We start from the raw sequence: 25,610 nt of genomic DNA, 5'->3' as shown, positions 1-25,610 counted from the left end.
TCGCATCTGAGGATATTCATAGGCCTCATTTTAGTGAATTCTGGCGAAAAAGGTCCGATTCATGCGATATTCAGGCTTCCGAGTCATCAAAGAGGCGCTCACCGGCCACAAAGGGTGGAAACCGGTCTGGCGTGAGCCCGAACCCAAGGCGCATTATGACATAATCGTCATTGGCGGTGGTGGCCATGGGCTGGCAACGGCGCACTACCTGTCCAAGGTCTACGGTCAGCGCAACGTGGCCGTTGTCGAAAAAGGTTGGATCGGCGGCGGCAATGTGGGGCGGAACACCACGATTGTCCGCTCGAACTATATGCTGGACGGGAATGAGCCTTTCTACGAATTCTCGATGAAGCTCTGGGAAGGGCTTGAGCAGGACCTGAACTACAACGCTATGATGAGCCAGCGCGGGATCATCAACCTTTTTCATACTGACGGTCAGCGCGACGCCTATACTAGGCGCGGCAATGCTATGATCCTGAACGGTGCGGATGCCGAACTGCTGGATGCCGATCAGGTGCGCAAGGAACATCCCTATCTGAATTTCGACGATGCCCGTTTTCCGATCAAGGGTGGGTTGGTTCAACGTCGCGCAGGCACCGCCCGCCACGACGCGGTGGCCTGGGGTTTTGCGCGGTCGGCTGACCTGCATGGCGTCGACATCATCCAGAATTGCGAGGTCACGGGCCTGCGGATCGAGAAGGGCAAATGCCTGGGCGTTGAAACAACCAAGGGCTTTATTGGCGCCAACAAAGTGGGCTGCGCGGTTGCCGGCAGTTCTGGGCGCGTGATGGGAATGGCCGGGATGCGGCTGCCCATCGAAAGCCACGTGTTGCAGGCCTTTGTGTCCGAGGGTTTGAAACCCGTTCTGCCCAGTGTCATCACATTTGGCGCCGGTCATTTCTATGTCAGCCAGTCCGACAAGGGCGGGCTGGTCTTTGGTGGCGATATCGACGGCTATAATACCTACGCCCAACGCGGCAACCTGCCCGTGGTCGAGGATGTGTGCGAAGGCGGCGTCGCCCTGATGCCGATGATCGGACGCGCCCGTCTATTGCGGATGTGGGGCGGCGTGATGGACATGTCGATGGACGGCTCGCCCATCATCGACCGCACTCCGGTCGAGGGGCTCTATTTCAACGGCGGCTGGTGTTACGGCGGGTTCAAAGCGACCCCGGCTTCCGGCCATTGCTTTGCGCATCTGTTGGCGAAGGACGAGCCGCACCCGGTCGCCACCGCCTATCGCCTGGACCGGTTCCAGACCGGCCGGATGATCGACGAAAAAGGCGTGGGCAACCAGCCCAACCTGCACTGAGGGGGACCATTCAATGATTATCAACCATCCCCTTCTGGGCCCGCGCGATGCCTCGGAATTCACCTATCTGGGTGATGCTTCACTGATAGACCGCCCGGATTGGCAGTCCGAAAACGCAGCCGAGGCGTTTTATGAATACGGCTATGTCCGCGACAACCCCGCCGGCGAGCATCAAGAACTATGGTATCACGAGGCCGGTGACCGTTCCTGGCTGGTCGTCACGCGCAACACGCTGACGCATGAGATTTCAAAGGTGGAACTGGCCCGTGACGTGGCCCGCGCACGGGGGCGATCCAAATGACGCAGACAAACCGGCTGAACGGCGGTCAGATCGACCGCAACACCTCTTTGTCCTTCAAATTTGACGGGCGCAGCTATACCGCGCATCCCGGCGATACGCTGGCCTCGGCCCTGCTGACCAATGACGTGCGTCTGATCGGGCGCTCGTTCAAGTACCACCGCCCGCGCGGTTTGCTGACCGCCGGGTCCGAAGAACCCAATGGCATGGTCGAACTGCGCACCGGCGCGCGGAAGGAACCCAACACCCGTGCCACAACGATTGAGGTGTTCGATGGGCTCGAGGCGAAGTCGCAAAACCGCTGGCCCAGCTTGAAGTTCGATGCGCTGGCCGTGAACGATCTGTTTTCAAACTTCCTGTCTGCGGGCTTCTACTACAAGACCTTCATGTGGCCCGCGGCGTTCTGGGAAAAGCTGTACGAGCCGATGATCCGCCGCGCCGCCGGTTTGGGATCGTTATCGCAAGAGGCCGACCCGGATGAATACGACAAAGGGTTCCGTCACTGTGATCTTCTGATCATCGGTGCCGGACCAGCCGGTCTGATGGCAGCACTGACCGCAGGACGTACCGGAGCCGATGTCATTCTGGCCGATGAGGATTTCGTCCTTGGTGGCCGTCTGAACAGCGAAACCTTTGCGCTGGATGATCATAGCGCCCAAGACTGGGCCGCACAGGCGGTTGCGGAGCTGTCGTCTTTGCCCAACGTCCGGTTGATGCCGCGTACCACTGTGATTGGCGCGTTTGATCATGGGATCTATGGCGCTGTGGAACGGACCGGGGACCATCTGGCTACCCTGCCTGCGGGCAAACCCCGTCAGATCCTATGGCGTATCTACACTCAAAGAGCACTGCTTTGCGCCGGAGCCACGGAGCGCCCCATCGCGTTCGAAAACAACGATCGACCCGGCATCATGATGGCCAGCGCCCTGCGGACCTACGCCAACCGCTTCGCAGCCACCGCGTCGCAGCGTGTGGCGATTTTCACCAATAATGATGACGCTCATCGCACCGCTGCCGATCTGCATGCGAAAGGCGTCACGATCACTGCCGTGGTAGATGTACGCGAAGACGCCCCCACCAGCTATGACTATGAGGTTCTGAAAGGCGCCCAAGTCATTGATACCAAAGGCCGCCACGGGTTGACCTTTGTCGAGCTGGCGTTACCCGGCGGCTCGACCCGGACACTCGAATGCGGTGCGCTGGGCGTTTCTGGCGGCTGGAACCCCAACGTGCACATGACGTGCCACCAACGCGGACGCCCGGTCTGGAACGACGCCTTAGCCGCCTTTGTTCCCGGAGAGAACCTGCCCGTCGGCCTGTCGGTTGCGGGCGCGGCAAACGGAGTGATGTCGACCTATGGTGCCCTGCAATCCGGCGCGGAAGGCGCAGTCAGCGCGCTGGAACTGACTAGTGCTCTGCCCGACTTGCCCGAAGCCGAGGATGCTCCGGTCTCGCAAACTCCTTTCTGGTATGTAGAAGGGTGCAAACGCGCCTGGGTGGATCAGCAGAACGACGTGACCGTCAAGGACGTGAAACTCAGCTATCAGGAAGGGTTCCGATCAGTCGAGCACCTGAAACGCTATACTACACTGGGCATGGCGACGGATCAGGGTAAGACCTCGAACATCACCGGGCTTGCGATCATGGCCGAGGTTGCTGGCAAGTCGATCCCCGAGGTTGGGACCACCATTTTCCGCCCGCCTTACACGCCCGTTCCGATAGGCACTTTCGCGGGCAGGATGAAAGGACAGGAATTCCATCCGACCCGCCTGACGCCCTCGCACTATTGGGCCAAGGAACGCGGCGCGGTGTTTGTCGAGGTCGGCAACTGGCTGCGGGCGCAGTGGTTCCCCTTGCCTGGTGAGACGCATTGGCGGCAATCCGTGGACCGTGAGGTGCGCCAGACCCGCGCCTCGGTCGGGGTGTGCGATTGTACGACGCTGGGCAAGATCGACGTACAGGGTACCGATGCGGCAGAGTTCCTGAACCGCATCTATGCCAACGGATTTGCCAAACTGGCCGTTGGAAAAACCCGGTACGGTCTGATGCTGCGCGAAGACGGAATGGTGATGGATGATGGCACCGCCGCGCGGATGGCCGAGGATCACTTCGTCGTCACCACAACCACGGCGAACGCCGTAAGTGTCTACCGCCACATGGAATTTGCGCGCCAGTGCCTGTACCCGGACATGGATGTGCAGTTGATTTCAACCACCGAAGCCTGGGCACAGTACGCCGTGGCCGGCCCCAATTCGCGCAAACTGCTGCAAAAGATCGTGGACCCAGAGTTCGATCTTTCAAACGACGCCTTCCCGTTCATGGCCTGTGGCAACGTCACCGTCTGCGGTGGGTTACGGGCGCGGCTGTTCCGAATCTCGTTCTCAGGCGAGCTGGCCTACGAAATCGCGGTGCCCTCACGTTATGGCGACGCGCTGATGCGGCGGCTGATGGCCGAGGGTGAGGAATTTGACGTGGTACCATACGGCACCGAAGCGCTGAGCGTGATGCGGGTCGAAAAAGGCCATGCCGCAGGGAATGAATTGAACGGCACCACCACTGCACTGAACTTGGGCCTAGGCAAGATGGTGTCGAAGAAGAAAGACAGCATCGGTTCGGTCCTGTCCGAACGTGAGGCTCTGGTCGAACCGGGCGTCCTGCGGCTTGTCGGGATCAAACCACTGCAACCCGAGGATAAGGTCACCGCAGGCGGGCATCTGATGAACACCGACGGCCCGGTCGATGCGGCCCATGATCAGGGTTATGTCACCTCGGCGGTCTACTCGCCGATCCTGAACAGCAATATTGGTCTGGGCCTCGTGAAAAACGGTGCCGAGCGGCTGGGCGAGAAAATGCGCTTGGTCTCGCCACTCACCGATCTGACCGTCGAGGTGGAACTCGTCTCGGCCCATTTCGTCGACCCGGAAGGAGAGCGTCTACGTGCATGAACTTGTTGCAATAACCGCCCTGGGCGGGACTGACCCACACGTGGACACTGTCGGAGGTGTCACATGTACCGAAGTGCCCGGCATTGCGCTGGCTTCGGTCGCGGCCCGGATAGGGCAAGAAGACAAAACTGCCGCCTCGTTGGCCAAGTTGATCGATGCCCCCGTCCCCGAAATTGGCCGCTGGGCCGGTACGACGATCAACGCGTTCTGGGCCGGTCCCGATCAATGGATGATCGAAGCCCCGTTTGATACCCACGAAGAACTTGCCGATCAGGTCAAGTCTGCCATGGGGGGCACCGCATCGGTCACCGAGCAAACGGATGGCTGGACACGGTTCGATCTGGACGGAGATGACATTCCTGCGGTTCTGGAATTGCTGTGCCAGCTTGATCTGCGCAAGATTGATCCAGGCAGCGCAGCGCGCTGTTCGATCCACCATATCGGTTGTTTTGTTCTGTGCCGCATGCCCGATAGCTTCAGTGTCTATGGTCCGCGATCCTCGGCCGGTTCACTGCATCATGCCCTTTTGACGGCAATGCGCTCGGCGCTTTGACGTTGTGCTCAGACCGATGGGAGCGGTGCATTATCTTCGACACGAAAGCGGTTAATTCTGCGCCGATCTTCACTGGGGCTTAGTCCGAAAGCCGCGCGATAATGCGTCACCAACGGCGCGACCGACCCATAACCTACGGCCGCAGCGATCTGAGGTATCGGATCCTTGGTATAGACCACCATCTGCCGCGCCGCCTTCATGCGCATGGCGCGGTAGTAATGGCTGGGGCTTTGTCTGGTTGCCTGTTTAAAGGCGCGTTCGATCTGGCGGGGCGTCACCCCCATCTGCTGCGCCACCTCCGCTACGGAAATCGGCTCGCTCATATTTGCGGCGAATAGTGCGACGCTACGGGCTACCAACGATGGCAGACTGTCACCCGTGTTGGGCGCCGTGGCGCTGGGCACCTGCTGTTGCACCCCCGCCCCGCGCATCATCGGGTGCTGGAACCAACAGGCGACCTCATGCGCGACATCCCCGCCAAGGCGGTCATGAATAAGATGCAACGCCAGATCAAACCCTGCCGCCGCGCCCGAGACGGTTGTGCGACTGGCATCCCTTACGATCACTTCGCTGCGGGCATCCATGTCTGGAAATTCAGCTTCGAACGCGGCCTCATAGCACCAATGCACCGACACCGGATGCCCCTGCATCACACCTGATCGAACCAACGGAAAAACACCTGCGCTGATGCCGCCTAAAACCGTTCCGTGGCGACCAAGACTGCGCAAGGCGCCGTTGCCAAAACTCGGGTTGTCGAAGACCGAAGTCGGACTGCTCAGCAGAAAAACAATGTCAACATTCTTGCACGCTGACAGCGACCGCTCGGCTTCGAACCGGACACCGGCGCTGGATTTAACCTTTTGACCATTCTCTGAAATCAAGGACCATAGGAACGCCTCTTGCCCCGCGATTTCGTTGGCCGCCCTTAGCGGCTCGATCACAGAGGTCAGGCAGGCCATGGGGAAGCCGTCAAACAGCAGAAAGCCGATCTCGATTCTGTTCTCAGTACGCATGGGCCTGTCCTAGCAGGAAATCCGCCTTCTCCCTACGCGAAGTTTCACGTCCAACGGATCAACCCGATGATGGCGGAAGTTGCGTAGAAACCCTGTAACAACAGAAAGGTCCAGCGCCGGTCGATCACAGCCCAGGCGGCAAACAAGCCCGATGACAAGAGCAGAAGCGTAAAGCCTAACAGTTCCGCTCCTATGTTCGAGGCGATTAACAAAGCATAAGCCATCGCCAACACGGACCCAGTGATTTCAAACACCGTTGTCAGGCCACGACGTGAGGTTTTAAAATTTGTCGGGACTGGTTCTGTGACTATACGTGGCATTTTGGACCTCTGGAGTTTTGTCTTTTCCTGTGACTAGACCAAGAGTAATGTGTGACTCAAATGAATGATTGTCATTCTTTGATCTTGTTTTGTCATGGATGAGGCAAATGAACGAACGCCTGGAAATCGACGCCCTGCGGGCATTGCTGGCTATTTCTGCACATGGCGGAGTGACCCGCGCGGCGGAACACCTGGCGCTGTCTCAATCCGCAGTCAGTCACAAAATCCGGCGGCTGGAACAAGCACTGGATTGTAGCTTGCTGGCGCGCCGCGCGGGTGGTCCTTTGTTTACCGAAGCCGGCCAACGGCTGTGCGACTATGCCCGCCGGATCACTGAATTGCATGACGAGGCGCTGTCATCCTTGGGGAAGAAGCCCCTAACGGGCACCATCCGATTGGGTATGACCGAGGACACCGCCACCAGCGATATCGCCCGCATACTGGGCCGATTCACCCGATTGTATCCGGATGTTCGTGTCCGCACCCGAACCAGTCAAAGTTTGAACGTACAAGTGTGGCTAAAAGCCGGAGAGTTGGATATTGCGGTCATGCAGATTTTTCATCAGGATGTACTACCTGATGATCTGATCCTGTTCGAAGACACGCTGCATTGGGTCAAATCGCCGGAATTTCACGTGAACTTGTCAGCGCCTGTGCCCTTTCTGTCCTTCGACAGTCAGTGTTTCTACAAGCAATGGGGCATGGCCAATGAAATACATCGGTTCGACAATGTTCTGGAATGCCCCAGTGCGGCAGGCATCCAATCTGCGGTACGCTCGGGTCTGGGTGTGGCGCTGCTGAACGGCATGCACATTTCCTCGGGAATGGAAGTCATTGACGAACTTTTCCCTAAACCACCTCGCATCGCCTTTGTCGCCCGCACGCATCTAAAACGCCGAAATCCAGCTGCAGCGGCTCTTATTCAGGAAATCCGCAAAGAGTTTGGAAACGCGAAACACTTGGATCGCGCAGGCCAAATCAACCCGTCCCGAGCATAAACCCCTTGGACATACGCGCGCGGCGGCGTTCGATCGACTTGTTGAATGCCCAATTGCTGAACAGAACCAGCGGGAACATCACCCGTTCGCCCAGCCCGTCGATAATAACCAATTTACCACCCCGCTCTTGCGCACGGACAATGTTTTCGAAGCCCATATCGCCAACGATAATCTGTCCTTGTTTGAGGTCATCCATCAGTTCCATGAACTCGTCATGCAATTTTTGACGCGCGGGTCGGTCCGACGCATACGCAAGCTTTTCGGATTGCAGGGTCGGCGCAAGCCCGCCATCCGGGCCGGTCAGTTTTTCCACCACCAGAGCCGGCCCTGACGAGGTCGGCGCATAGCCCATGAACCGTGCCAGGCGTTCTATCTCGGGGCACCCGCGATTCAACGCAGCAAGATATTCGTTCGCCTCACGGTTCCATTGCCGCAGATTGCCATAACGCCAGGTGGCATAGCGTGGAATCGCGTGGTTCCGAACGGGTTCATCCGCCCGGACCTTCAGCAACGCGCCCTCAATTTCAGGGTGTTGGAAAATTTTGTAGTTGCGGCTTTCGCGCAGCGGAGTTTGGCCGCTTAAGTCAATCATGTCTGTCAGGTCCCAATCATGAAAAACGTGCGCCGCAAGGGCACTGGGTGCTGAAATCAGTGTCCTTCATAAGGCGTTATTATTTATGTGACAATGAACCTTTGTTTAAGCCCGAACAATAGGCTGACAATCCCCATGTCCGTTCGCCTAGCTTGAGCCGTGCCAATCTGGAGAGGTCATGAGGGTCAAGTGCAAGTTGATTGAATTGCTTAGTAATTGCACCACACAGCACGAGGGCAAAGATGGCACAATGATTTAACTTACTTCGATCCAGGATCGTTGCGACCTCGGATGTGACTTTAAACTCGGCACTGATGCGCAGGATCTAACTCCCGGAACTAATGACTTTTCACAATTTCTGCCGGGTTTCTCTTTTCTACTTCACAAAGTTCTGATCGTGAGGGGGAGATTATGAAAAAGCCATAGAACCTATGATCTTATTCGATGACTTGCCCCGGCCGGACCCTGTTCTACTGACCAGTCCAAAGCCCAATTTCATCGCCATCGATGATAATTGCGAGATCCCAAAATTTTCGAATTTCCTCTTCTGCGGCTTTTGCTGCTGCCGGCTCATCCGGAACGCGTTCGACACGAAAACCGAATTGTTCAAATCCACTATAGTCTACGCGGCTAAGAATAACCGGGAACACTTCGCGTTCCATTGCCGCTGCGGCAAGAAACCTAGCGGCATTGTATACAGATTTCGGCGGTTTCAGAATTCGTACACCGATATGCGTTGGGCTGCTTTCATCTCGATCCCACAGGGCGACGGAAGGTGTCAGATTTCTTTCAGGGAACACAACTTTCCCGTGCAACTTGGACTTTTGATCACCAGTGATTAGCGCGTCCAATTGCACCGGCCGCTTTGGCGATGTTCTACTCAGGATTTCGTACCAGGAAATTTCCGTCATTTTGTTTGCTTGGCCCCTGCAATGATTTCGGCCGCTTTTGCCGCCCCCGGTTCCGGTAGTTCAATTTTCTTCAACGCAGACCGATATGTTTCCATGTCACCTTGATCTAGGAAGGCTGAAACAGTCCGCTCCAGTTTCATGAACTCTTTTTCGGTAATTATTGCGCACAGGTCGCGGTCAGCCAACGCCCTTGCGCGTCGTTCCTGATTGTCCAGATACGGTGCGGATTGTGGGATCAGGATCGCAGGAATCTTGTTGTACAGGATCTCAAGGACAGAATTGTATCCCGCCGCTGAAATGACTAAATCCGCCGCTAGGCACAGCGTTGTGGCCTCGAATGTTTGAACGACGCGGGTGTTTGTCCACCCGAATGTGGCGGGCTGAACCTTGCTTCCAGGCCAAGTTACGACAAGATGTAAACAATCCGTCCGATCCTCAAACATTCCGGAAATGGCTTGAAGTTGGGCCGACCGGTCAGACGCCACTCCACCGCCCAACATGCTGACAACCAAGTGATCGAATTCCCGCCCGAACCGCTCTGCCAGTCGGGCCCTGAGTCCGTCGCGTTCCACTTTGGACTGAACCGCCTTGCGGAAGATCGGACCAACATTGTGTATATGACTACCGAAGCTGTAGCTGTCGTTCAGCTCTTCAAAGGCTTCGGATGGGACTATCACCTGATCAAAGACTCCCTCTCGTCGAAGCATCCTTGGTCTGGATCGTCCATCAGGCCACAACCCCCGTCGCACCCACACTGCCGACAACCTACGTTCAAGGATCAGCCGGTAGACGGAATCAAAGACATAACCGCCGTCAAACACCAACCTGTCATTCTCCTGCAACGCGGCACCAAGACGGCGATAGGTCAATACGTCATTGCCATTGAAATTGTCGGAAATCTCCGTCCGCTGGACCAACGGGATGCAATCCATGCCTTCGCGACGCACAAGCGGTACGCAGCTGGGAAAGGCCGCAAAAATTGGCGTTATGTCATCTGGCAACGCTTTGGCTATAACAGCGCATCGCTGAGCGTGCCCTAATCCAACCCCGTTCGTTGGATAAAACAAGGTTCGCTGTTGCGTCCGAACGGTTTCGCGCTTTTGCGGCTTAAGACCAGCTGCCGTTTCAAAACGGGAAATATCCACCGAGTGCAGCCATTGGGATTTTGTTACCTGCTCCGCCACCTGGGCAATGTTGCCCAGTATTTTCCCGGTTAGGTACCCGTCCAGAGCAAGTGGCGACTTGGGCCCGATCAACGCGGGCGCACCGGACGACACAATAGCTTCATCATCTGTACAATCTATTGCGATCCCTCCGGCAGCGATCAGCTCGACCGCAAAGGCCGCCATACGAACGCCAGCAACACCATGACCAAACATCACCAGAACGTCGGTCGAATTCGCCAGAATAAGCGAGGAAAGGTCGGTATACAGGCTGGTCGGCAAATCACTGAAGGGTGACGCATTGATCACCTCGTTTTGCGCACCATTGACGATGAGTCTTAAGTTGTAACTGCTTTGGTTACTCATCCGGGACAAGCAGGATAACGTTTCGGAGTTATCCAATTCCATGGAGCCCAGGACAACAGCAACCTTTGGTTTCGTACCCACTGACCGGGAAGTTGGTCGAATGTCCGCCACCAATGGACAGGCCGCCGTAGGCAACATCGAACGCGGTTGAAAATCCGTAAGGTCCAGCACCGTGGCCTCGCGCCCAAGCGCATATGCCAGACGAGACTTTGCTGCGATGTAGCTTTGTTGGGTTTCAAAGCGGCCCGTCGCGATCACCGGAACGTCCGCCGCCAGTTGCTTTTGCCTCAAGGACGCAAGAAGAAGATCATCAATCTCCTCGGCACCAATCACAAACACTGTTTCGACCTCATGCTCGCCCGGGTCGACCAGAAATTTAGCCGCATCGTACACCCGACCACGGCCTGCGTCCTTCGGCAGGTATTCAGCATCTATACACACGCTGAAACCGCGCGCGGCCAGCTGCTCGGCAAAGATCAATTGCGCATCAAAGGACCGCAGCGAGCGTGTACCAGATTCCACGAAAATCATTTTAGAACCCCGCTGTCAGCGGTCATGATCTTTGACAACATTGTCTTGAAACTTTTGGCAGAAAAGCAATCCAGGACTGCTTGCGACTTAGACACCTGTTCACGATATCTCTGCGGGTCTGCCACCATCTCAGATATGATGTGATCCACTTCACCTGGATAACAGGTCAGGACTGCATCACCAAAAGTCGCCCCGGTTTCTGGGTTGGTAAGAACCACTTTGCCTGCGGCTAGCGCCTCGGCCACGACACGGCCAAAACTCTCTTGCCAGGTCGGCGCTGTGAAATAGACGTAAAAATCAATCATTCCAAAAAACTCGTCCACGCTAACGGCGTCAAATGGCAGAAGGGTCCAATGCGCCCGGAGAACACCGGTATTCAGCAACGCATCTGCCCCCAGAATAACATTGCTTTCAGAATGCGGGGAAAAACACATGTCGAGATCTGATATCGACGGAAACTTCTCAAACCCGGGCCGTGAATGCCGACCCCGACGGTCCTGTGGCAATTCGCACGGCGGGTCTATTTCCGTTTGGCAAATGTTGAACCAGTCCCAATCCGAAACCTCCCATTGTCGGCCTTCGCGTGAATTGGCCAGCCAATCGGTCACGGTCTGCCGGTTATACGGCGAAATCGGCGCCAGAATTCGTCTGAACGCAAGAGAGGATGCCTCAATCTGGTTCAGGCACGTGGTAACGTCGAACCCCTCTTCCCCACCTGGACGCAAAAAATTCTCATGCGTGACCACAATCAAATCGCGGGCAAAAATCTTAGTGCTCAGAGCGTCGTTAAACTTCAGAAACGATGGATTGTGTAGGATAACAAAATCTGCACTTACACGCGGCGCATCCCAAATCAGCGGTATGCGCAATTGGTCCAGCATCTGTCGCAGCACCGGCGCGACATGCTGATTTTCGCCAAAAGTTTTGGAGGTTACCGCATGTACCTCGAGCTTCCCAAAATCAGCGATCACTCGAAGTTCGGCCGCGACCGCTGCAGAAGTACCACCCGAAAACCGAGGTTCAATTATATAGGCAATCGTCGGACGGGTTGAGCAACTGATTGCGTCAAACACTGACATAAGCCCTAGTGCGCCAATTCGCTATCGGTGGCAGAGGCGTTCGAACTGGCTGCCGGTCCGGCGGTATAGCCAAAGTTCAAATTGCCGGTGGTGGCAGCATCGTAAAAGTTGCGCAGTTCAATCGACAATTCATCCTGACCCGTAAGCAAATCCGGGTTTCGCTCAAGATACGACTGCAGGGCTGTGGTATCGTTTGTCGACAAAAGCTGGTCAATGGCAAGCAGATGTTCAAGCGTAATTTCAGCGCGCGCACCCTGCGTCGTCGCCATAAATAATAGCGCAGTCACTATGCCGATGAGTCTGGTATCAGTCATCTAAAAAAACCCGTCGATACTTTTTAACTTTACACACAATTTACTTTGGTCCTTCGCACTTAATCCCAGAATAACGCCATTAGTTTGTCGTTGTCCTGAGTTTTTTCAAAACCTGGCTTCTAAGTTGGTTGACCGTACTGCTTGGGGTCGTGTTTTGGCGGCTTTTCTTGGCCGCTCGTTTGACTGGTGCTTGTCCAAGTCCCTCTCCAGCCAGATACAACTCGACCACCCCGCTCGGTGTTTTCGATTTCGAGTCGGTAAAGTCCCGCAACAAGGCTCCCGCATCCTCCGCAAGCGCGGCCGCTTTGGCGGCGTCCTGTCTGTGATAGAACCGCACATTGGATTGCGTAACTTTGTAACCAACACGCGCCGTTCCACTTAGTTCGTGACCCGTCGTTGTTAGTTCAGCCACAACAGTTTCCACTGCATCGTTTGGAATCTTGTTTGGCGCGTACAGCCGGAATTCTGCCCCTCGAACACCAGGAATGGGTTCCAATGCCCCCCCAACATCTCCATCAGGCAGCGCCGCCAGCTCTGTCGAGTCCGACGGGCTTAGCACCAATGTCAAAGCAAGGGGTTGTTGGGTGGGTGGGCTAAGCGCCACGTCTTCAAGCAGGACTGATGGATCAGTTAAAACGACCTTTAAAGCATTCTCAATGGGATTTGCGGACAGAGGATGGTCTGACTGAATTTCTCGGCTTTGTCCTTCTAACACCCCTTGCCCCTCTGCAGGTGCCAAAGGTGAAGGAGTGTCCAACGCCCCAAGCTGCAAGGAAACGTTGGGGGCGCGCTGAGGCGGAATGATCGGGTCGAGTGAAACAAATACAGGATCAGTAATTGCCGAAGCTTCGTCCGCCAATCCGATCGACGTGGCAAAGAATTCGGGCGTGAATTCATACGGCAGGAAACTTGGGTTCGCCTCTTGTCTCGGTAAGTACCCCACCCCACCCACAGGAAGCATTGGTCGTTGAAGCGTGGGAATATAGGGTAAAATGTTCGGAGCCACATTTGGCGCGCTGGACTCAGAAACCTCGGCCCTTAAAGAAGGACTGAGAGCAGACTGTGAGGGATTAATCGGGTCTAGTGAAACCAAAACCGGATCAGTGATTGCCGAAACTTCGTCGGTTGAAGAGATGGACGTGTCGAAAAATTCTGGTGTGAATTCATACGGTAGGAAACTCGGATTTGCCTCCCGTCTCGGTAAGTACCCCGCCCCGCCCACTGGTAGCAACGGTCGTTCAAGCGCCGGAACATAAGATAAAACACTAGGTGCCAAGCTTGCTGTTCTGGGCTCAGCGATCTCAGCTCTTTCGGGCAGGTCTGACGAAGGCGGCACCAACGATGCAAGACTGCTCACTCCCTCACCCTCAGTTGCTCCGGTGTCGGAAGACATCTGCCAGTCTGACGCGTCAAGCAAATCGGCTGAAATAACAGCTTCACCTTCTGCACCGCGCATTACATCTGGTTGCAAAGTCTCCGCTTGAACGAAATCCGGTGGTATAGCTCCGTCTGTCGCTTCGGATACCGCCCTTTCGGTCGAGCCCGACGAACGCCACCCGGACAGAGTCAAAAAAACCGAAGACGAAGCAACCACACCGATGGTACAGCCAAGGGCCACCAAACCTACTCTGACCCTGCGGCGCCTGCGTTGGTGGTCTTCCAATTTTTGCAGAAGTTTTTTGGACAGGCGATGATCAACCTCCTCAGAGGAAAGAATTAAACTGAGCTCCGCCCGTGTCAGATCCCTTTCGTGCGCGTCATCCCGAACAGATGCGTGATCAGGCCGGTCCGATTGCTTTACGCTCTGATTCCCTGGGGCGGCTACAGCTTTTGGTTGGCCCGCCCCAGGATTTCCACGGCTTGCCTGTTCGGGAATAGTCGGTTTGTCTTTCTGTCTCGCTGCCCCTGGTAAAGATTGCTCAGCACTGTTGGCTGAAACTTTCTTCCGGCGAACATCAGGCTTACCGGGGGTGGTTTCTTTCGACTCGGCGGCGCGACGGGCAAGCACTTCGTTTCTCTTGTGCCTTGCCTCCTCGACCCGAGCGGTCCACGGCTTTTGTGCTCCTTGGGTGCGCTCACCTGCGGTTGATTGATCAGCTCTTCGACGATCCGGTTTGGATTTAGGGGCCTCTTTACCGGTCTGCGCACGGACCGCGAGGTTTTTCTCTCGCTCTATCCGTGCTTTTTCAAGCACCTTTTGCCATTCGGGAGCTTGCACAAAATCATACATATCTGCCGCTTGGTCGGCAGTTTTCTTGGCAACTTCAGGTCGAGTTCTTGGGCTGTTAGCCTTTGACATAAATTCCCCCGACTGGCCGCCGAAACAGGCCCTAAATCATTGTAATTCCGACAAACTGAATGCGCCTGAGCGACGAAATTTTTTAAAGATTATGTTTAAACTATAAAAAATCGACCACTCGAAAACAAGTCGACCAACGCGTAATCGACAGGCGACAAACCCCATAGTTACTGCCGCCGGCCATTCTGGACAGCCGATTCCGGTCTAGCAGAGCTCACAAGCCCAAGTTGCTACGTTACTTTTTGTTCCATTACCAATTTCAAGCTAGACTGCGAAAATTGTTAAGTACCACAGGAATGATTTAGTCATACTTTCGAAGAAAGTTAGCTAAACACTTGGATTTAAATGGAAGATATCCGAAACGAAGCGGACGTTTTTACTCTGATAGATCACCCTGACCCTACGTGCGGCAACATGGTCGTGGTGGATTGGACATTGGGGAATTCTTGCAGCTATGCATGCAGCTATTGCCCAAAAGCTTTGCATGACGGCTCGCTTGAGTGGCACAAAACTAAGGACTTTCTGCATTTATATCGTCAACTAAAGCGACACTATGTTGATGAATTAGACAAAATTGTCTGGCTGCAGTTAACAGGCGGCGAACCTACCATGCATCCTCGCATCGTTGATCTGTTGCGCAATGCCTCAGAGACAGGTTTCAAAGTCAACCTGATCAGCAATGCATCGCGAACACTTAGGTTTTGGGAAAAAATCAACAGGTGTCTGAACAGCGTTATCCTGACCTATCATGCCGAATTTGCTGAGTTGAACCACTTCATCCGCGTAGCCAACATGATGGCTGACCGTATCACTGTGCATATCAATGTCACCATGCACCCTGACCGCTTTGATCAGACGCTTGAAGACGCCCGGAAATTGCGAACAGCACTGCCCACAGCTTCGATTTCCCTGAAACCCTTGCGAAAAGATTTCGGGGCGCAATTGTACGATTACACCGAAGATCAAATGCAGGTTCTTACCAAAGGTTTGCCCTCGGACAAAGCTCCGGTTGGGGAAGAGCCCCGCTCTCTGATGCGCGCAACAACCCGGTCAGGTCATACTGAGACGCTCCGCCCCAATGAATTCCTTCTTAGGGATATGAACCATTGGCATGGATACAAGTGCAATGCCGGGCTTGAGTCCCTCCGAGTTCGAGGCAATGGCGAAGTCTTCCGGGGTGTTTGCGGCGTTGGGGGCAGGATCGGGTTTCTGGGCGAAGACCTGGCCCTACCCCGTGAGCCAATTCGTTGCACGAAAGACTCGTGCTCTTGCCTGGCTGACATATTGATCCGAAAAGAGATGTAATTACTGCGCTATTGCGATCCTGCAACGCTTAGATCGAGTTCAGGCTGCCCAAGTCCACACCGCTCCATGCCATGCGTTCGTCGGATAGTATTTCCAGCAGATCCTTATGCTCGGGGTGATCGGAGGAGCACACATCCTGAGTTTTGAATTCCTGTGGCGAGACATGTCCCCAATTACGCAATCTCAGGAAATAAACCCCATCCGCATTCATTTCCTGGGCAAGATCCACGAATGCGGGCATCTCTCTGAAGTTGAAAGCCTGCACAACAAAGTCTAAGCGCAGCGTGTCAATATCGTCGCGCGCATTCAGGTCTCCAAGGAACCTCAGGTTCTTTCGCAGCGTGGCAAAGTCTCCACCGCGACGTAGCACGCTGTAAGTGTCCGAATGCGCAGCATCTATCGAAACCCAGACTGAGGAAACCTGATCCCAAAGTCCAAGATCGTTCCACGCCCGTTCGTTGGCCAACAACCCGTTGGTGTGAAGCTGGATGCGTCGACCGGATTTTTCGGCCTTAGTCAATCGACCTATAAGATGGCGAAAATGCCTGCTGCCAAAGGGGTCACCCGATCCGGTTACCTTGATTTTATTGGCATTGCTGACCAGAGGCAGCAGGTGATCTTCAAAAAGAGTGTTCAGACGTTCGGTTTCTTTGTGCGGCAGGTTGATCAGCTTCGTGCGGCAACTGGGGCAAGAGATATTGCAAGACCGGTCATGGGACAGGATGACCCGTTCTGGCCCCTTCTCCATCTCAAGTACTGCCTGTTGCGTTTCCGGTGTGCGGTCCGGAAGCCTGCGGCCAGCAATCTGTGGGCAATGCCAGCGGCTGCAATGAGAAAAATCTCCGTCACGGACAGACCGCCTGATTTCACGGGCGCGGTCTGAATTCCAGAAACCTCCTTGCGAGGCCGATTCAAGGCGGCCGATTGGAACGGGTTGCCACGCTGAACAGCAAAAATGCACTTCGCCATTCGTCCGTGTTTCCATTTCTCTGAAGGGAGCGGGGCATGTTCGCGTCTGAAGCCAACGGTCAGCTTCCGTTTCAAGGTCCTTAGACTTTTCACGGGCAGCATCAATTAAGCGCTGCGCCATTAAGTCATGATGATCGCGGCTGACGACCTCACGACCCAGGATTTCAGTTTCCTCCCAGTGGCCTTGCTGCAATTCCAACCATCCCACCGCCAGTAAAGTGAGGATTTCAAACTCTGTCGCGCTTTCCGAAACCTGTTCGACAAACTGATCCACCAAAGCTTGGCTATAATCCTGTCGTATCGCTTCGGCGCATTCAATCACCAGGTCTTTTGCATGCGCATCGGGACCATCCAACAGCCTGCGCCGCTTGAGATATGTTGCGTTCTTTTCCGACAGAGTCTCAACGATCTCTGCAAAACCTGCATCGCCTGTGTCGGAAAGCAACTTGGTGTTGTTTCGAATAGGAGCCATTGCAGGTGACATACTGACAGACCGCAACATCAAATCAAGTACGCGCGTGAACAACGCAAAAACAGGCAACAAAGTGAAAAACTGGCTTAAATTGTGTTGGGCCTGTCTGACCTTATGGCGCCAATCTTCATCAGACACTCATCTGCGCGGGCTTTGCCAAACAATTCAAAAGCTCACAGGGCAAAATTTTAAGTTTGGGTGGCAGTGCTTTCAGACAAATACGAAGAAGTCTCAACCAAACCATTATAGCTGCCTTCTATGAAGTGCCCAGTTTGCGCCACTCGGCAAGAGCGGCGGGCCGTGCAAGCTTAAAGGAGCCTCGGCTAGTGCGAGATCTCTTTTGATTTAGTTGGTTGTCGACAGATATATGAACAGCGTCGAGCTTCTGTAGACTGCTCGTTCGACTGAAACACTGGGTAGCGCGCTTTAGTCATTCGAATGACAGGAGGGCATTCTCAACGCGATTGTTGAGTCGCTTGCCCCTCTGCAGTCTCTCTTTGCCGCCAAGCTCTCTGAGTACAGCCCGATATGATGCGAGTCGATCCATGACGACTTTGTCCACTGCAAAGTGGCGTTTGATAAATTATTGAAGAACATCAACGCGTATTGGAGTTTCGAGCGGTTCTCAAACCATCCAATGTTTCTCATCGTCCAATAGACACCGCTGCGCCAACGGTGAGGGCACGATTTAATCATGCCCTCTTTGTCTGATTGCAATTAAGTATGCGGATTAGATAGCCAAATACTCCTCGCGAAGATTGGCGTCTTCAAGCACCTCTTTCGCTGTGCCATCAAATACGATGGTACCTGTATCCAAGATTATCGCACGATCTGCCAACTCTAGAGCGCGAACAGCGTTCTGTTCGACGATAATTGTGGTCATCCCTTGTTGCTTGACGTGAATAAGTGTTTTTTCAATTTCGTCGACGATTACAGGGGCCAAGCCCTCATATGGCTCATCCAAGAGTAAAACCTTGATATCTCTGGCCAAGGCTCTGGCGATCGACAACATTTGTTGTTCGCCTCCCGACAATGTAATTCCCTCTTGTTTCCGGCGCTCCCCCAAACGTGGGAACAACTCGTAAAGCCGTTCCAGTGACCATCCGATTGGCGGCGCAATCTGCGCAAGTTGCAGATTTTCCTCGACGGTCAAGCCTGGAATAATTCGTCTATCTTCCGGTACCAGGCCAAGACCAGCTGCGGCTGCTTCGTAGCTTGTCATCTTGTGTAATGGCTGATGATCCAGCCAGATTTCGCCATGCCTTACATCAGGCTCTCCTACTCTCGCTATCGAACGAAGTGTCGAGGTTTTGCCCGCACCGTTGCGCCCAAGAAGAGCAAGGATCTCACCTTCGTGTACGTTGAAGCTGACGCCCTGCACAATATAGCTTTCTCCGTAGTAGGAGTGCATATCCCAAACAGAGAGAAACGCAGGGGCAGTACTGGCCAAATTGGCGTTTTTCGAAAAGTCAGGTTTCTCGTTCATAGCGTTTCCTTACGCAGCCTCGCCTAGATAGGCCTCGCGAACTTTGGGGTTTCCGCGGATGTTTTCCGGAGTGTCTTCAACCAAGGGTGTACCCTGCGCCAGAACAGTGATGCGTTCGGCAAGACTGAAAACTACGTGCATGTCATGTTCGATGATGGCGATGGTGATGTCGCGCTCATCCTTGATTTGTTTCAGCAGGTCGATTGTGTTGTTGGTATCGGCTCGCGCCATGCCGGCTGTAGGTTCGTCAAGCAGCAACAGCCGCGGGTTCTGGCTGAGGCACATGCCAATCTCGAGTCGCCGCTTGTCACCTCGTGACAGTGAGGCTGCATGCATCTCCCGTTTATCGGCCATGTTCATCTCTTCCAAAATAGCCTCGGCCTGTTCGACAACTTCCTTTTCGTTGGCGATGGTCTCATAGGCGTGCATCCGGAAAGCACCATCCCGCATCGCAAAGATCGGGATCAGCATATTTTCCATCACCGTCAGCTCGCCGAAAATTTCTGGCGTCTGGAACACGCGGCTGATGCCCATCTGGTTGATCTGGAACGGCTCCAGCCCCAGAACCGAATTGTTGTCGAACAGAACAGAACCGGTATCTGGCATCAGCTTGCCCACCAGACAGTTCAGTAGGGTCGACTTACCCGCTCCGTTGGGGCCGATGATGGCGTGAACCGAGTTTTCCTCGACGTTGAGGTCCACATCCGTCAGCGCCTTAAGGCCACCGAAGCGTTTGCTCACGTCCTTGACGCGTAGAATTGCCATGATCCGCCCCCCTATTCCGCTGGCTCGGTTTTACCCGACGGTGCATCGTCGGTGCCTGTTTTCTTACGCTTGAACCTGTTCAGCAGCCGCTGCCCGCCTTCGACTAGGCCACCCGGAAGGTAGATCACCACCAGCATAAAGAGGATACCCAGCGTCAGGTGCCAGCCCTTGCCGATGAACGGATGGATCAGGAAGACAACCGCGTCCTCCAAACCGTCGGGCAAAAAGGCAAACCAACTGTGCAGTACGTTGTCGTTGATCTTTGAGAAAATATTCTCGAAGTACTTGATAAACCCTGCCCCCAGCACAGGACCTATCAAAGTGCCTGTCCCGCCCAGGATTGTCATTAGAACGACCTCACCAGAAGCAGTCCACTGCATACGTTCAGCGCCAGCCAGCGGATCCATTGCGGCCATTAAACCACCTGCCAGACCAGCATACATGCCTGATATAACGAAGGCTGCTAGCGTGTAAGGTTTGGAGTTTAGGCCGGTGTAGTTCATGCGCTGCTGGTTTGATTTCACCGCGCGCAGCATCATGCCAAAGGGCGACCGGAAGATGCGGATGGAAAGATAAAATACCACCATCAGAATTACTGCACACAGATAGTAGCCTGCGTTAAAGTCAAAGCTCCACGCACCTACATCCATTGTATATGTCGCGCGCATCGGCAGGCCGAACAGGTGCGGCAGGTCCGGTGAGTTCGCGCCCTGCAGGATTTGCGGATCGTCGGCATAGACCTGCAGACCGGTTTCCCCGTTCGTCAGGTTGAATTTGGGGTTCGACAAGACCGAATACGCCAGCGCAAAGCTCATCTGCGCGAAGGCCAGTGTCAGGATCGAAAAGTATATCCCTGACCGCCGCAGGCTGACAAAACCGATCAGCAGCGAGAACAGACCGGCGACAACTACGCTCAGCGCGATGGCGGGTATGACATTGTAGCTGAGTAGCTTAAACATCCATACAGCGGAATAAGACCCCACCCCGAGAAAAGCGGCGTGGCCGAAAGACAGGTATCCGGTCAGGCCAAAGAGAATGTTGAACCCGATGGCGAAAATGCCAAAGATCACAAACCGCTGCATCAAATCTGGATAGCCGGCGTTGAACTGCGCCATTGCGCTGCCTTCTGGAAACGGGTTCAGGATGAAGGGAGCCAGCAAGGTCAAGATTGCAACGATGATCAGCAGGCTAGTGTCTTTTTTGTTCAGTCCCAACATGGGTTATTCCTCCATCACGCCTTTGCGCCCCATCAGCCCGCGCGGCCGCGTCAACAGCACAATGATGGCGACAAGGTAGATGATGATCTGGTTGATGCCTGGGATCGTGGTGGTAGCCCACGTGGTCGAGGCGAAGCTTTCCAAAATGCCGAGAAGAAACCCCGCCAGCACCGCTCCTGGCAAAGAGCCCATACCACCGACCACAACCACAACGAAGCTGAGAACCAAAAAGTCCATACCCATGTGATAGTTGGGCGGATTGAGCGGCCCGTACATCACCCCGGCAAGGCCCGCAACAGCGGCTGCTATTCCGAACATGATGGTGAACCGGCGGTCAATATTGATGCCCAGCAGTCCTACGGTTTCCCGATCTGCCATCCCGGCACGTACGACCATGCCAAACGTGGTGAACTGCAAGAATGAAAATACCGCTCCGATGATCGCCACGGCGAAGCCAAAATAAACCAGTCTCCAAATCGGATAGATGATTGCGTTGGGATCAAATCCGATCATGGTTCCAAGGTCGACTGATCCGCTCAGAGCATCAGGTGGCGGGGTCTGGATCGGGTTTGCACCGAAAAAGTATTTGACCACTTCCTGCAGAACGATTGCCAGACCAAATGTCACAAGTATCTGGTCCGCATGAGGACGCTTATAGAAATGCTTGATCAGCCCGCGTTCCATCACATAGCCGACCAGCAGCATGATCGGGATAGCAAACAGGATGGCCAAGGGTACCGACCAGTCGATGATAGTCGCGCCAACTTCAGGGCCAAACCACGCCTCGACATAAGGCGTTTCGACTTTCAGTGGATTGCCCAGAAAGTCCTTTTGGGTCTCATCAAGGGTCACAAAACTCAGGTTCATGAGCTTCTGCAAGGTTACGGCACAGAACGCACCGATCATGAACAGAGCTCCGTGGGCAAAATTCACGACGCCCAAGGTTCCGAATATAAGCGTCAACCCCAACGCAATCAGCGCATAGGCCGACCCTTTGTCCAGACCGTTCAGAATTTGCAATAGGATGGCGTCCATTGGCCCCACCTCAGGTTTATTCAGCGTGTTATTTGAAGTGCGGCAGGATCAGTCCTGCCGCGAGTGTCTGGCCGCTTGTTCGGCAGCCAGACTGAGGTCAAAGCCTTATGCGCCCGGATTACACTCGCCCAGGCTACCGCCCGCGAACATCGGATGTTCGGGATCGTATTCGACCTGCGCACGAGGTGTGATCTCGACGATTTCAAGCGTGTCATAAGCGTTGGTTGGGTTCTCGTTGCCCCGCACGACCAGCACGTCCTTGAAGCACTGGTGATCGGCGCCGCGATACCATGTCGGACCGTTGCCCAACCCGTCGAACTCGAAGTCTTCCAGCGCTTCGACCACACCGCAGGGGTTGAAGGTGCCCGCGCGCTCGACCGCGTCGGCATAAAGCAGGACTTGCGCATAGCAGGTCTGAGCCGAGTTGGATGGAGGTTTGCCATACTTCTCACCGAAGGACTTCACGAAAGCTTTGGTGCCCTCATCCTGCAGTTGCCAGTTCCAGTTCATCGAACCCAGCACACCTTTGATATTCTCGCCCGCACCAGCGGCCATTAGCTCAGAGTACAGCGGAACGACGATCTTGAAGTCTTTGCCGTTTGCAACCTTGTCTAGGAGGCCAAACTGAATCGCATTGGTTAGCGAATTCACCATGTTACCACCATAGTGGTTCAGAACCAGCACGTCCGCGCCCGAGTTCAGAACCGGTGCAATGTATGACGAGAAGTCTGTCGACGCGAGCGGCGTCTTGACTGTGTTTACCGTTTCCCATCCCAAAGCTTCGGTCGAGGCGACAATCGACTCTTCCTGGGTCCAACCCCAGTTGTAGTCGGCCGTCAGGTGATAGGCGCGGCGTTCCTTACCCATTTCCGCAGCCAACACTGGTGCCAGAGCGGCGCCCGACATGTAGGCATTGAAGAAATGGCGGAAGCCGTTGGCTTTCTTGTCTTTGCCTGTCGTGTCGTTGGCGTGAGTAAGACCCGCCATGAAGATCACACCTGCTTCTTGGCAAAGGCCCTGAACCGCAACAGCCACGCCCGAGGACGAGCCACCGTTAATCATGATCGCACCGTCTTTTTCGATCATCGACTTTGCCGAAGCACGCGCGGCGTCTGACTTGGTCTGGGTGTCGCCAGTGACGAACTCAACCTTCTTGCCGAGGATACCATTACCCTTCAAAGCCTTCGACGTGAAGGTATTCAAGCAACCACCGTCGCCTTCGCCGTTCAGATGCTCGACCGCAAGTTGCTGCGCCAGCAGTTCGTCATTGCCTTCTTCGGCATAAGGTCCGGTCTGTGGGACATTGAAGCCCAGAGTGACGGATGAACCCGTTGGTTCGTTTGTAAAAGCAGCAGCCGACGAAGCTGTGAAGATCGTAGGCAGGGCTAGACCGGTGCCAGCAACGGCACCAGACTTCAGCACGCCGCGGCGTGTGACAGATTTGTTGGTCATTCATTCCTCCCGATTTCCATTCTTTCGTCCTCTGGCTCCTCTTCCAGCAGACGAAAGCGCACTTTTGTGCAGTTCAATAATGGAAAGGCCGGGGAAAATTTCACAATAAATACTTGGTTTTGAAATAAAATTCTGTAAATCTTTTTACCCAAAACAAACTAACCTGAAAATTTTTTGATACCCGCTATCGTTAAGTTTTTAATTTTAAGCCACTTAGGTGAAAATCTGCATTGCGACACTCGTCACGTGTAACATCCAAACCCTTCAGCGCGCGGGGACTGAGGTTAAGTCATAAACGCAATCTACTCATCTCAAAGTATCAAGTAGACACAAGGCTTTTTCAGCGTCTCCGTGACTCTGGTGAATCAAATCTGTTTTGGCATGTACCTGTTGTCGGCTCAACGAGGTCATATGGCAAAATTCCGCGAATGTCTGCTCTGTGGACAAGTGTCCAATGTCTGTTTTCTGTGCGCAAGCTTAGAAATGATCTATTGTTGAAGAATGTCAGCGCCCGCCGATACTTCCTTTTCGGAAATCATAAATGCTCGCGGTGTTTTTACACCGTTGGGTGTGTCCCGTTCCTCCAAAGAAGTTTCCGATGCTACTGCTGAAGCACTGAGCAAATATTTCGTGATGGAAGACCTTCATGACGACGTTGGACAACACATCGCGGAATCCACCGGCGCACCGGCTGCAACAGTTGTGCATTGCGTTGCCTCTGCAATTTCGCTGGCGGTTGCGGCTTGTATAACTGGCACCAACAAAATGCTAATTGAGCAACTTCCATACACGAACGGATTGAAGAACCGAGTTGTCCTTCCTCGACCTCACGCAGTCAACTACGGGCAGCCGATCGAACAGGCTATCAGGCTCGCCGGTGCAGAACCCGTCCTAATCGGTACTCAAACATCTTGTAGCGAATTGGACATCGCAGACGCTTGCTCAATGACCAACATCTGTTGCCTTTTGCTGGTGTCATCGCGTCTTACCACGACGAAGGCGATCGACTTTAAAAAGGCTGTATCGGCAGCGCAAACACTTGGTGTTGCTGCCATTATCGACGGAGCCGCACAGGATTTTCGACTATCTGAACTGCTCGATACAGGAGCAGACGCGGTATTGATCAGCGGCCAGAAATATCTGGGTGCTCCGACTTCTGGATTGGTCTTTGGTCAATCTGACCTCATCAGTGCAATCCGAGCTCAGGAAAATGGGATTGGACGGGGAATGAAGACTTCTAAGGAAGCGCTTCTTGGTGTCCGCGCCGCCATCGAGTTACGGAAGTATTTAAACGTTGACGATTGGATTTCAGAACAAAGAACAAAAGTGTCGCGGTTTGTGGCTGCGGCGAACGAAATCGAAAATGTTACTGCACAAACGCGCCCGGACCCGACGGATCTTCCCTTTCAGCGTGCGCACCTGCGCTTAGTATCGACATCCGGTTCTATCAATGCGGCTAAAATAGCAGGCGATTTACGCAACGGATCACCCTCAATCTGGGTCATGGATCATCTTGTTGAGCAATCGGAAATCGTCTTTGAACTCGTCCAGCTCACAGATGGGGAAGTCAACGCTATCATCAAGCGTTTACATGAGCTGATGTCCCAAGCTTGAAATAACCGAGCAGGTGTTCGCTGTGCGCTTTAGAATGAGCAAGTTGGGCTCATTGCGGCCATTCGGCGAAATTCAGTTTGAGTCTACTGTGCGGACCGAAGCTGCTATTCTGGGCTTCTGTGTGTGCTCGCCTATTCCGCCGAAAGGCTACAAAGACGAAGGGCCGACAACTTGAACTCGGACATCTGAGATCTCTGCCCAAAACTGCAAATGTCCTGCTCCAGGGCTTAGGAAAATCTACGGCGGGCGATTGAAGATTATCGACAGCTCGCGTTCCAAATCTAAAAATTTGACCTATTCCAGAACCTTTCACCGCAAATTGCCGAGTATCAGAGCAACCTCTCACAAAGGGAAACCGCCAAAACACGGTACTTAGACTTGGGCTTGAGATACGCTAAGAGAGTGTGACTAGATCGGTTACTGTTCCGGAACAGGGACAGAACGCAGCGGGAAAAGCCGCACAAACCCAGGTCAGTAAACGCACACGAATTGAGATAGATTTGTATGGCGGAGAGACAGGGATTCGAACCCTGGAGACGGTTTCCCGCCTACACACTTTCCAGGCGTGCGCCTTCGACCACTCGGCCACCTCTCCGTGCGG

21 protein-coding genes and 1 tRNA gene are annotated in these 25,610 nt (G+C 54.3%); 7 read left to right on the top strand and 15 right to left on the bottom strand.

The features are described 5' to 3' along the window. Positions 1-61: 61 nt before the first annotated feature. The 4 genes from ACR0DT_RS00775 to ACR0DT_RS00760 are packed head-to-tail and all read left to right on the top strand — an operon-like array spanning position 62 to position 5,108. A complete protein-coding gene (locus tag ACR0DT_RS00775; protein ID WP_480708915.1) occupies positions 62-1,312 on the top strand; it encodes a sarcosine oxidase subunit beta family protein in 1,251 nt (416 codons plus the stop codon). 13 nt (positions 1,313-1,325) lie between these two features. After that, entirely contained in the window at positions 1,326-1,613 is a 288-nt protein-coding gene (locus tag ACR0DT_RS00770; protein WP_170393802.1) for a sarcosine oxidase subunit delta, read from the top strand. Continuing rightward, positions 1,610-4,555, top strand: a complete 2,946-nt coding sequence (locus ACR0DT_RS00765) for a sarcosine oxidase subunit alpha family protein (RefSeq protein WP_480708914.1) — start codon at positions 1,610-1,612, stop codon at positions 4,553-4,555. Before ACR0DT_RS00770 ends, ACR0DT_RS00765 begins: the two co-directional genes overlap by 4 nt. Continuing rightward, positions 4,548-5,108 (top strand): sarcosine oxidase subunit gamma, encoded by a 561-nt coding sequence (locus ACR0DT_RS00760; RefSeq protein ID WP_480708913.1) that lies wholly within the window; start codon positions 4,548-4,550, stop codon positions 5,106-5,108. Before ACR0DT_RS00765 ends, ACR0DT_RS00760 begins: the two co-directional genes overlap by 8 nt. Positions 5,109-5,116: 8 nt before the next feature. Here ACR0DT_RS00760 and ACR0DT_RS00755 read toward each other — a convergent pair whose 3' ends face one another. Continuing rightward, positions 5,117-6,121 (bottom strand): GlxA family transcriptional regulator, encoded by a 1,005-nt coding sequence (locus ACR0DT_RS00755; protein WP_480708912.1) that lies wholly within the window; start codon positions 6,119-6,121, stop codon positions 5,117-5,119. Positions 6,122-6,165: 44 nt separating this feature from the next. After that, complete coding sequence (locus ACR0DT_RS00750; RefSeq protein WP_480708911.1) at positions 6,166-6,441, bottom strand: hypothetical protein; 276 nt, start codon at positions 6,439-6,441, stop codon at positions 6,166-6,168. A gap of 107 nt (positions 6,442-6,548) precedes the next feature. Here ACR0DT_RS00750 and ACR0DT_RS00745 point away from each other — a divergent pair, with 107 nt between their 5' ends. After that, positions 6,549-7,439: a LysR family transcriptional regulator gene (locus tag ACR0DT_RS00745; protein ID WP_480708910.1), complete on the top strand. Its 891-nt coding sequence runs from the start codon at positions 6,549-6,551 to the stop codon at positions 7,437-7,439. Here the strand turns inward: ACR0DT_RS00745 and ACR0DT_RS00740 are convergent. The 6 genes from ACR0DT_RS00740 to ACR0DT_RS00715 all read right to left on the bottom strand — a co-directional run bounded on the left by ACR0DT_RS00740 (position 7,420) and on the right by ACR0DT_RS00715 (position 13,671). After that, positions 7,420-8,031, bottom strand: coding sequence for a YrbL family protein (locus tag ACR0DT_RS00740; protein ID WP_480708909.1), 612 nt, complete (start codon positions 8,029-8,031; stop codon positions 7,420-7,422). The genes ACR0DT_RS00745 and ACR0DT_RS00740 overlap by 20 nt on opposite strands. A 470-nt stretch (positions 8,032-8,501) precedes the next feature. Beyond that, entirely contained in the window at positions 8,502-8,882 is a 381-nt protein-coding gene (locus ACR0DT_RS00735) for a hypothetical protein (protein ID WP_480708908.1), read from the bottom strand. Between the two features lie 56 nt (positions 8,883-8,938). Continuing rightward, a complete protein-coding gene (locus ACR0DT_RS00730) occupies positions 8,939-11,002 on the bottom strand; it encodes a glycosyltransferase (protein WP_480708907.1) in 2,064 nt (687 codons plus the stop codon). Beyond that, on the bottom strand, positions 10,999-12,075 hold the full coding sequence (locus ACR0DT_RS00725) for a hypothetical protein (RefSeq protein ID WP_480708906.1): 1,077 nt from the start codon (positions 12,073-12,075) through the stop codon (positions 10,999-11,001). Before ACR0DT_RS00725 ends, ACR0DT_RS00730 begins: the two co-directional genes overlap by 4 nt. Positions 12,076-12,086: 11 nt before the next feature. Continuing rightward, positions 12,087-12,395, bottom strand: a complete 309-nt coding sequence (locus ACR0DT_RS00720; RefSeq protein WP_480708905.1) for a hypothetical protein — start codon at positions 12,393-12,395, stop codon at positions 12,087-12,089. A 79-nt stretch (positions 12,396-12,474) separates the two neighbouring features. Then, positions 12,475-13,671 carry a hypothetical protein gene (locus ACR0DT_RS00715; RefSeq protein WP_480708904.1) on the bottom strand — a complete coding sequence of 399 codons (1,197 nt, stop codon included), beginning with the start codon at positions 13,669-13,671 and terminating at the stop codon, positions 12,475-12,477. Positions 13,672-15,039: 1,368 nt separating this feature from the next. Between ACR0DT_RS00715 and ACR0DT_RS00710 the strand changes: the two genes are divergently transcribed. Further along, positions 15,040-15,999, top strand: coding sequence for a radical SAM protein (locus tag ACR0DT_RS00710; RefSeq protein ID WP_480708903.1), 960 nt, complete (start codon positions 15,040-15,042; stop codon positions 15,997-15,999). A 28-nt stretch (positions 16,000-16,027) separates the two neighbouring features. Here ACR0DT_RS00710 and ACR0DT_RS00705 read toward each other — a convergent pair whose 3' ends face one another. From ACR0DT_RS00705 to ACR0DT_RS00680, 6 genes are all read right to left on the bottom strand, one after another. Beyond that, positions 16,028-17,440 carry a radical SAM/SPASM domain-containing protein gene (locus tag ACR0DT_RS00705; protein ID WP_480708902.1) on the bottom strand — a complete coding sequence of 471 codons (1,413 nt, stop codon included), beginning with the start codon at positions 17,438-17,440 and terminating at the stop codon, positions 16,028-16,030. 730 nt (positions 17,441-18,170) lie between these two features. Then, complete coding sequence (locus ACR0DT_RS00700; protein WP_480708901.1) at positions 18,171-18,926, bottom strand: ABC transporter ATP-binding protein; 756 nt, start codon at positions 18,924-18,926, stop codon at positions 18,171-18,173. A 9-nt stretch (positions 18,927-18,935) separates the two neighbouring features. Next, entirely contained in the window at positions 18,936-19,691 is a 756-nt protein-coding gene (locus ACR0DT_RS00695) for an ABC transporter ATP-binding protein (protein WP_480708900.1), read from the bottom strand. A gap of 11 nt (positions 19,692-19,702) precedes the next feature. Next, the gene (locus ACR0DT_RS00690; RefSeq protein WP_480708899.1) at positions 19,703-20,908 is read right to left on the bottom strand and encodes a branched-chain amino acid ABC transporter permease; all 1,206 of its coding nucleotides are present in this window, start codon (positions 20,906-20,908) and stop codon (positions 19,703-19,705) included. Between the two features lie 3 nt (positions 20,909-20,911). Then, entirely contained in the window at positions 20,912-21,943 is a 1,032-nt protein-coding gene (locus tag ACR0DT_RS00685) for a branched-chain amino acid ABC transporter permease (protein WP_480708898.1), read from the bottom strand. 105 nt (positions 21,944-22,048) lie between these two features. Next, positions 22,049-23,395: a substrate-binding protein gene (locus tag ACR0DT_RS00680; RefSeq protein WP_480708897.1), complete on the bottom strand. Its 1,347-nt coding sequence runs from the start codon at positions 23,393-23,395 to the stop codon at positions 22,049-22,051. Positions 23,396-23,896: 501 nt separating this feature from the next. Here ACR0DT_RS00680 and ACR0DT_RS00675 point away from each other — a divergent pair. Further along, a complete protein-coding gene (locus tag ACR0DT_RS00675) occupies positions 23,897-25,009 on the top strand; it encodes an aminotransferase class V-fold PLP-dependent enzyme (protein WP_480708896.1) in 1,113 nt (370 codons plus the stop codon). Positions 25,010-25,514: 505 nt separating this feature from the next. Here the strand turns inward: ACR0DT_RS00675 and ACR0DT_RS00670 are convergent. Further along, positions 25,515-25,604 (bottom strand) — tRNA-Ser (locus tag ACR0DT_RS00670). Positions 25,605-25,610: the final 6 nt, after the last annotated feature.

The sequence above is a fragment of the Ruegeria sp. BI11 genome, from assembly GCF_056538005.1.
Note: the sequence above shows the minus strand (reverse complement) of the source record. Positions and strands in the feature narration are given on the sequence as shown.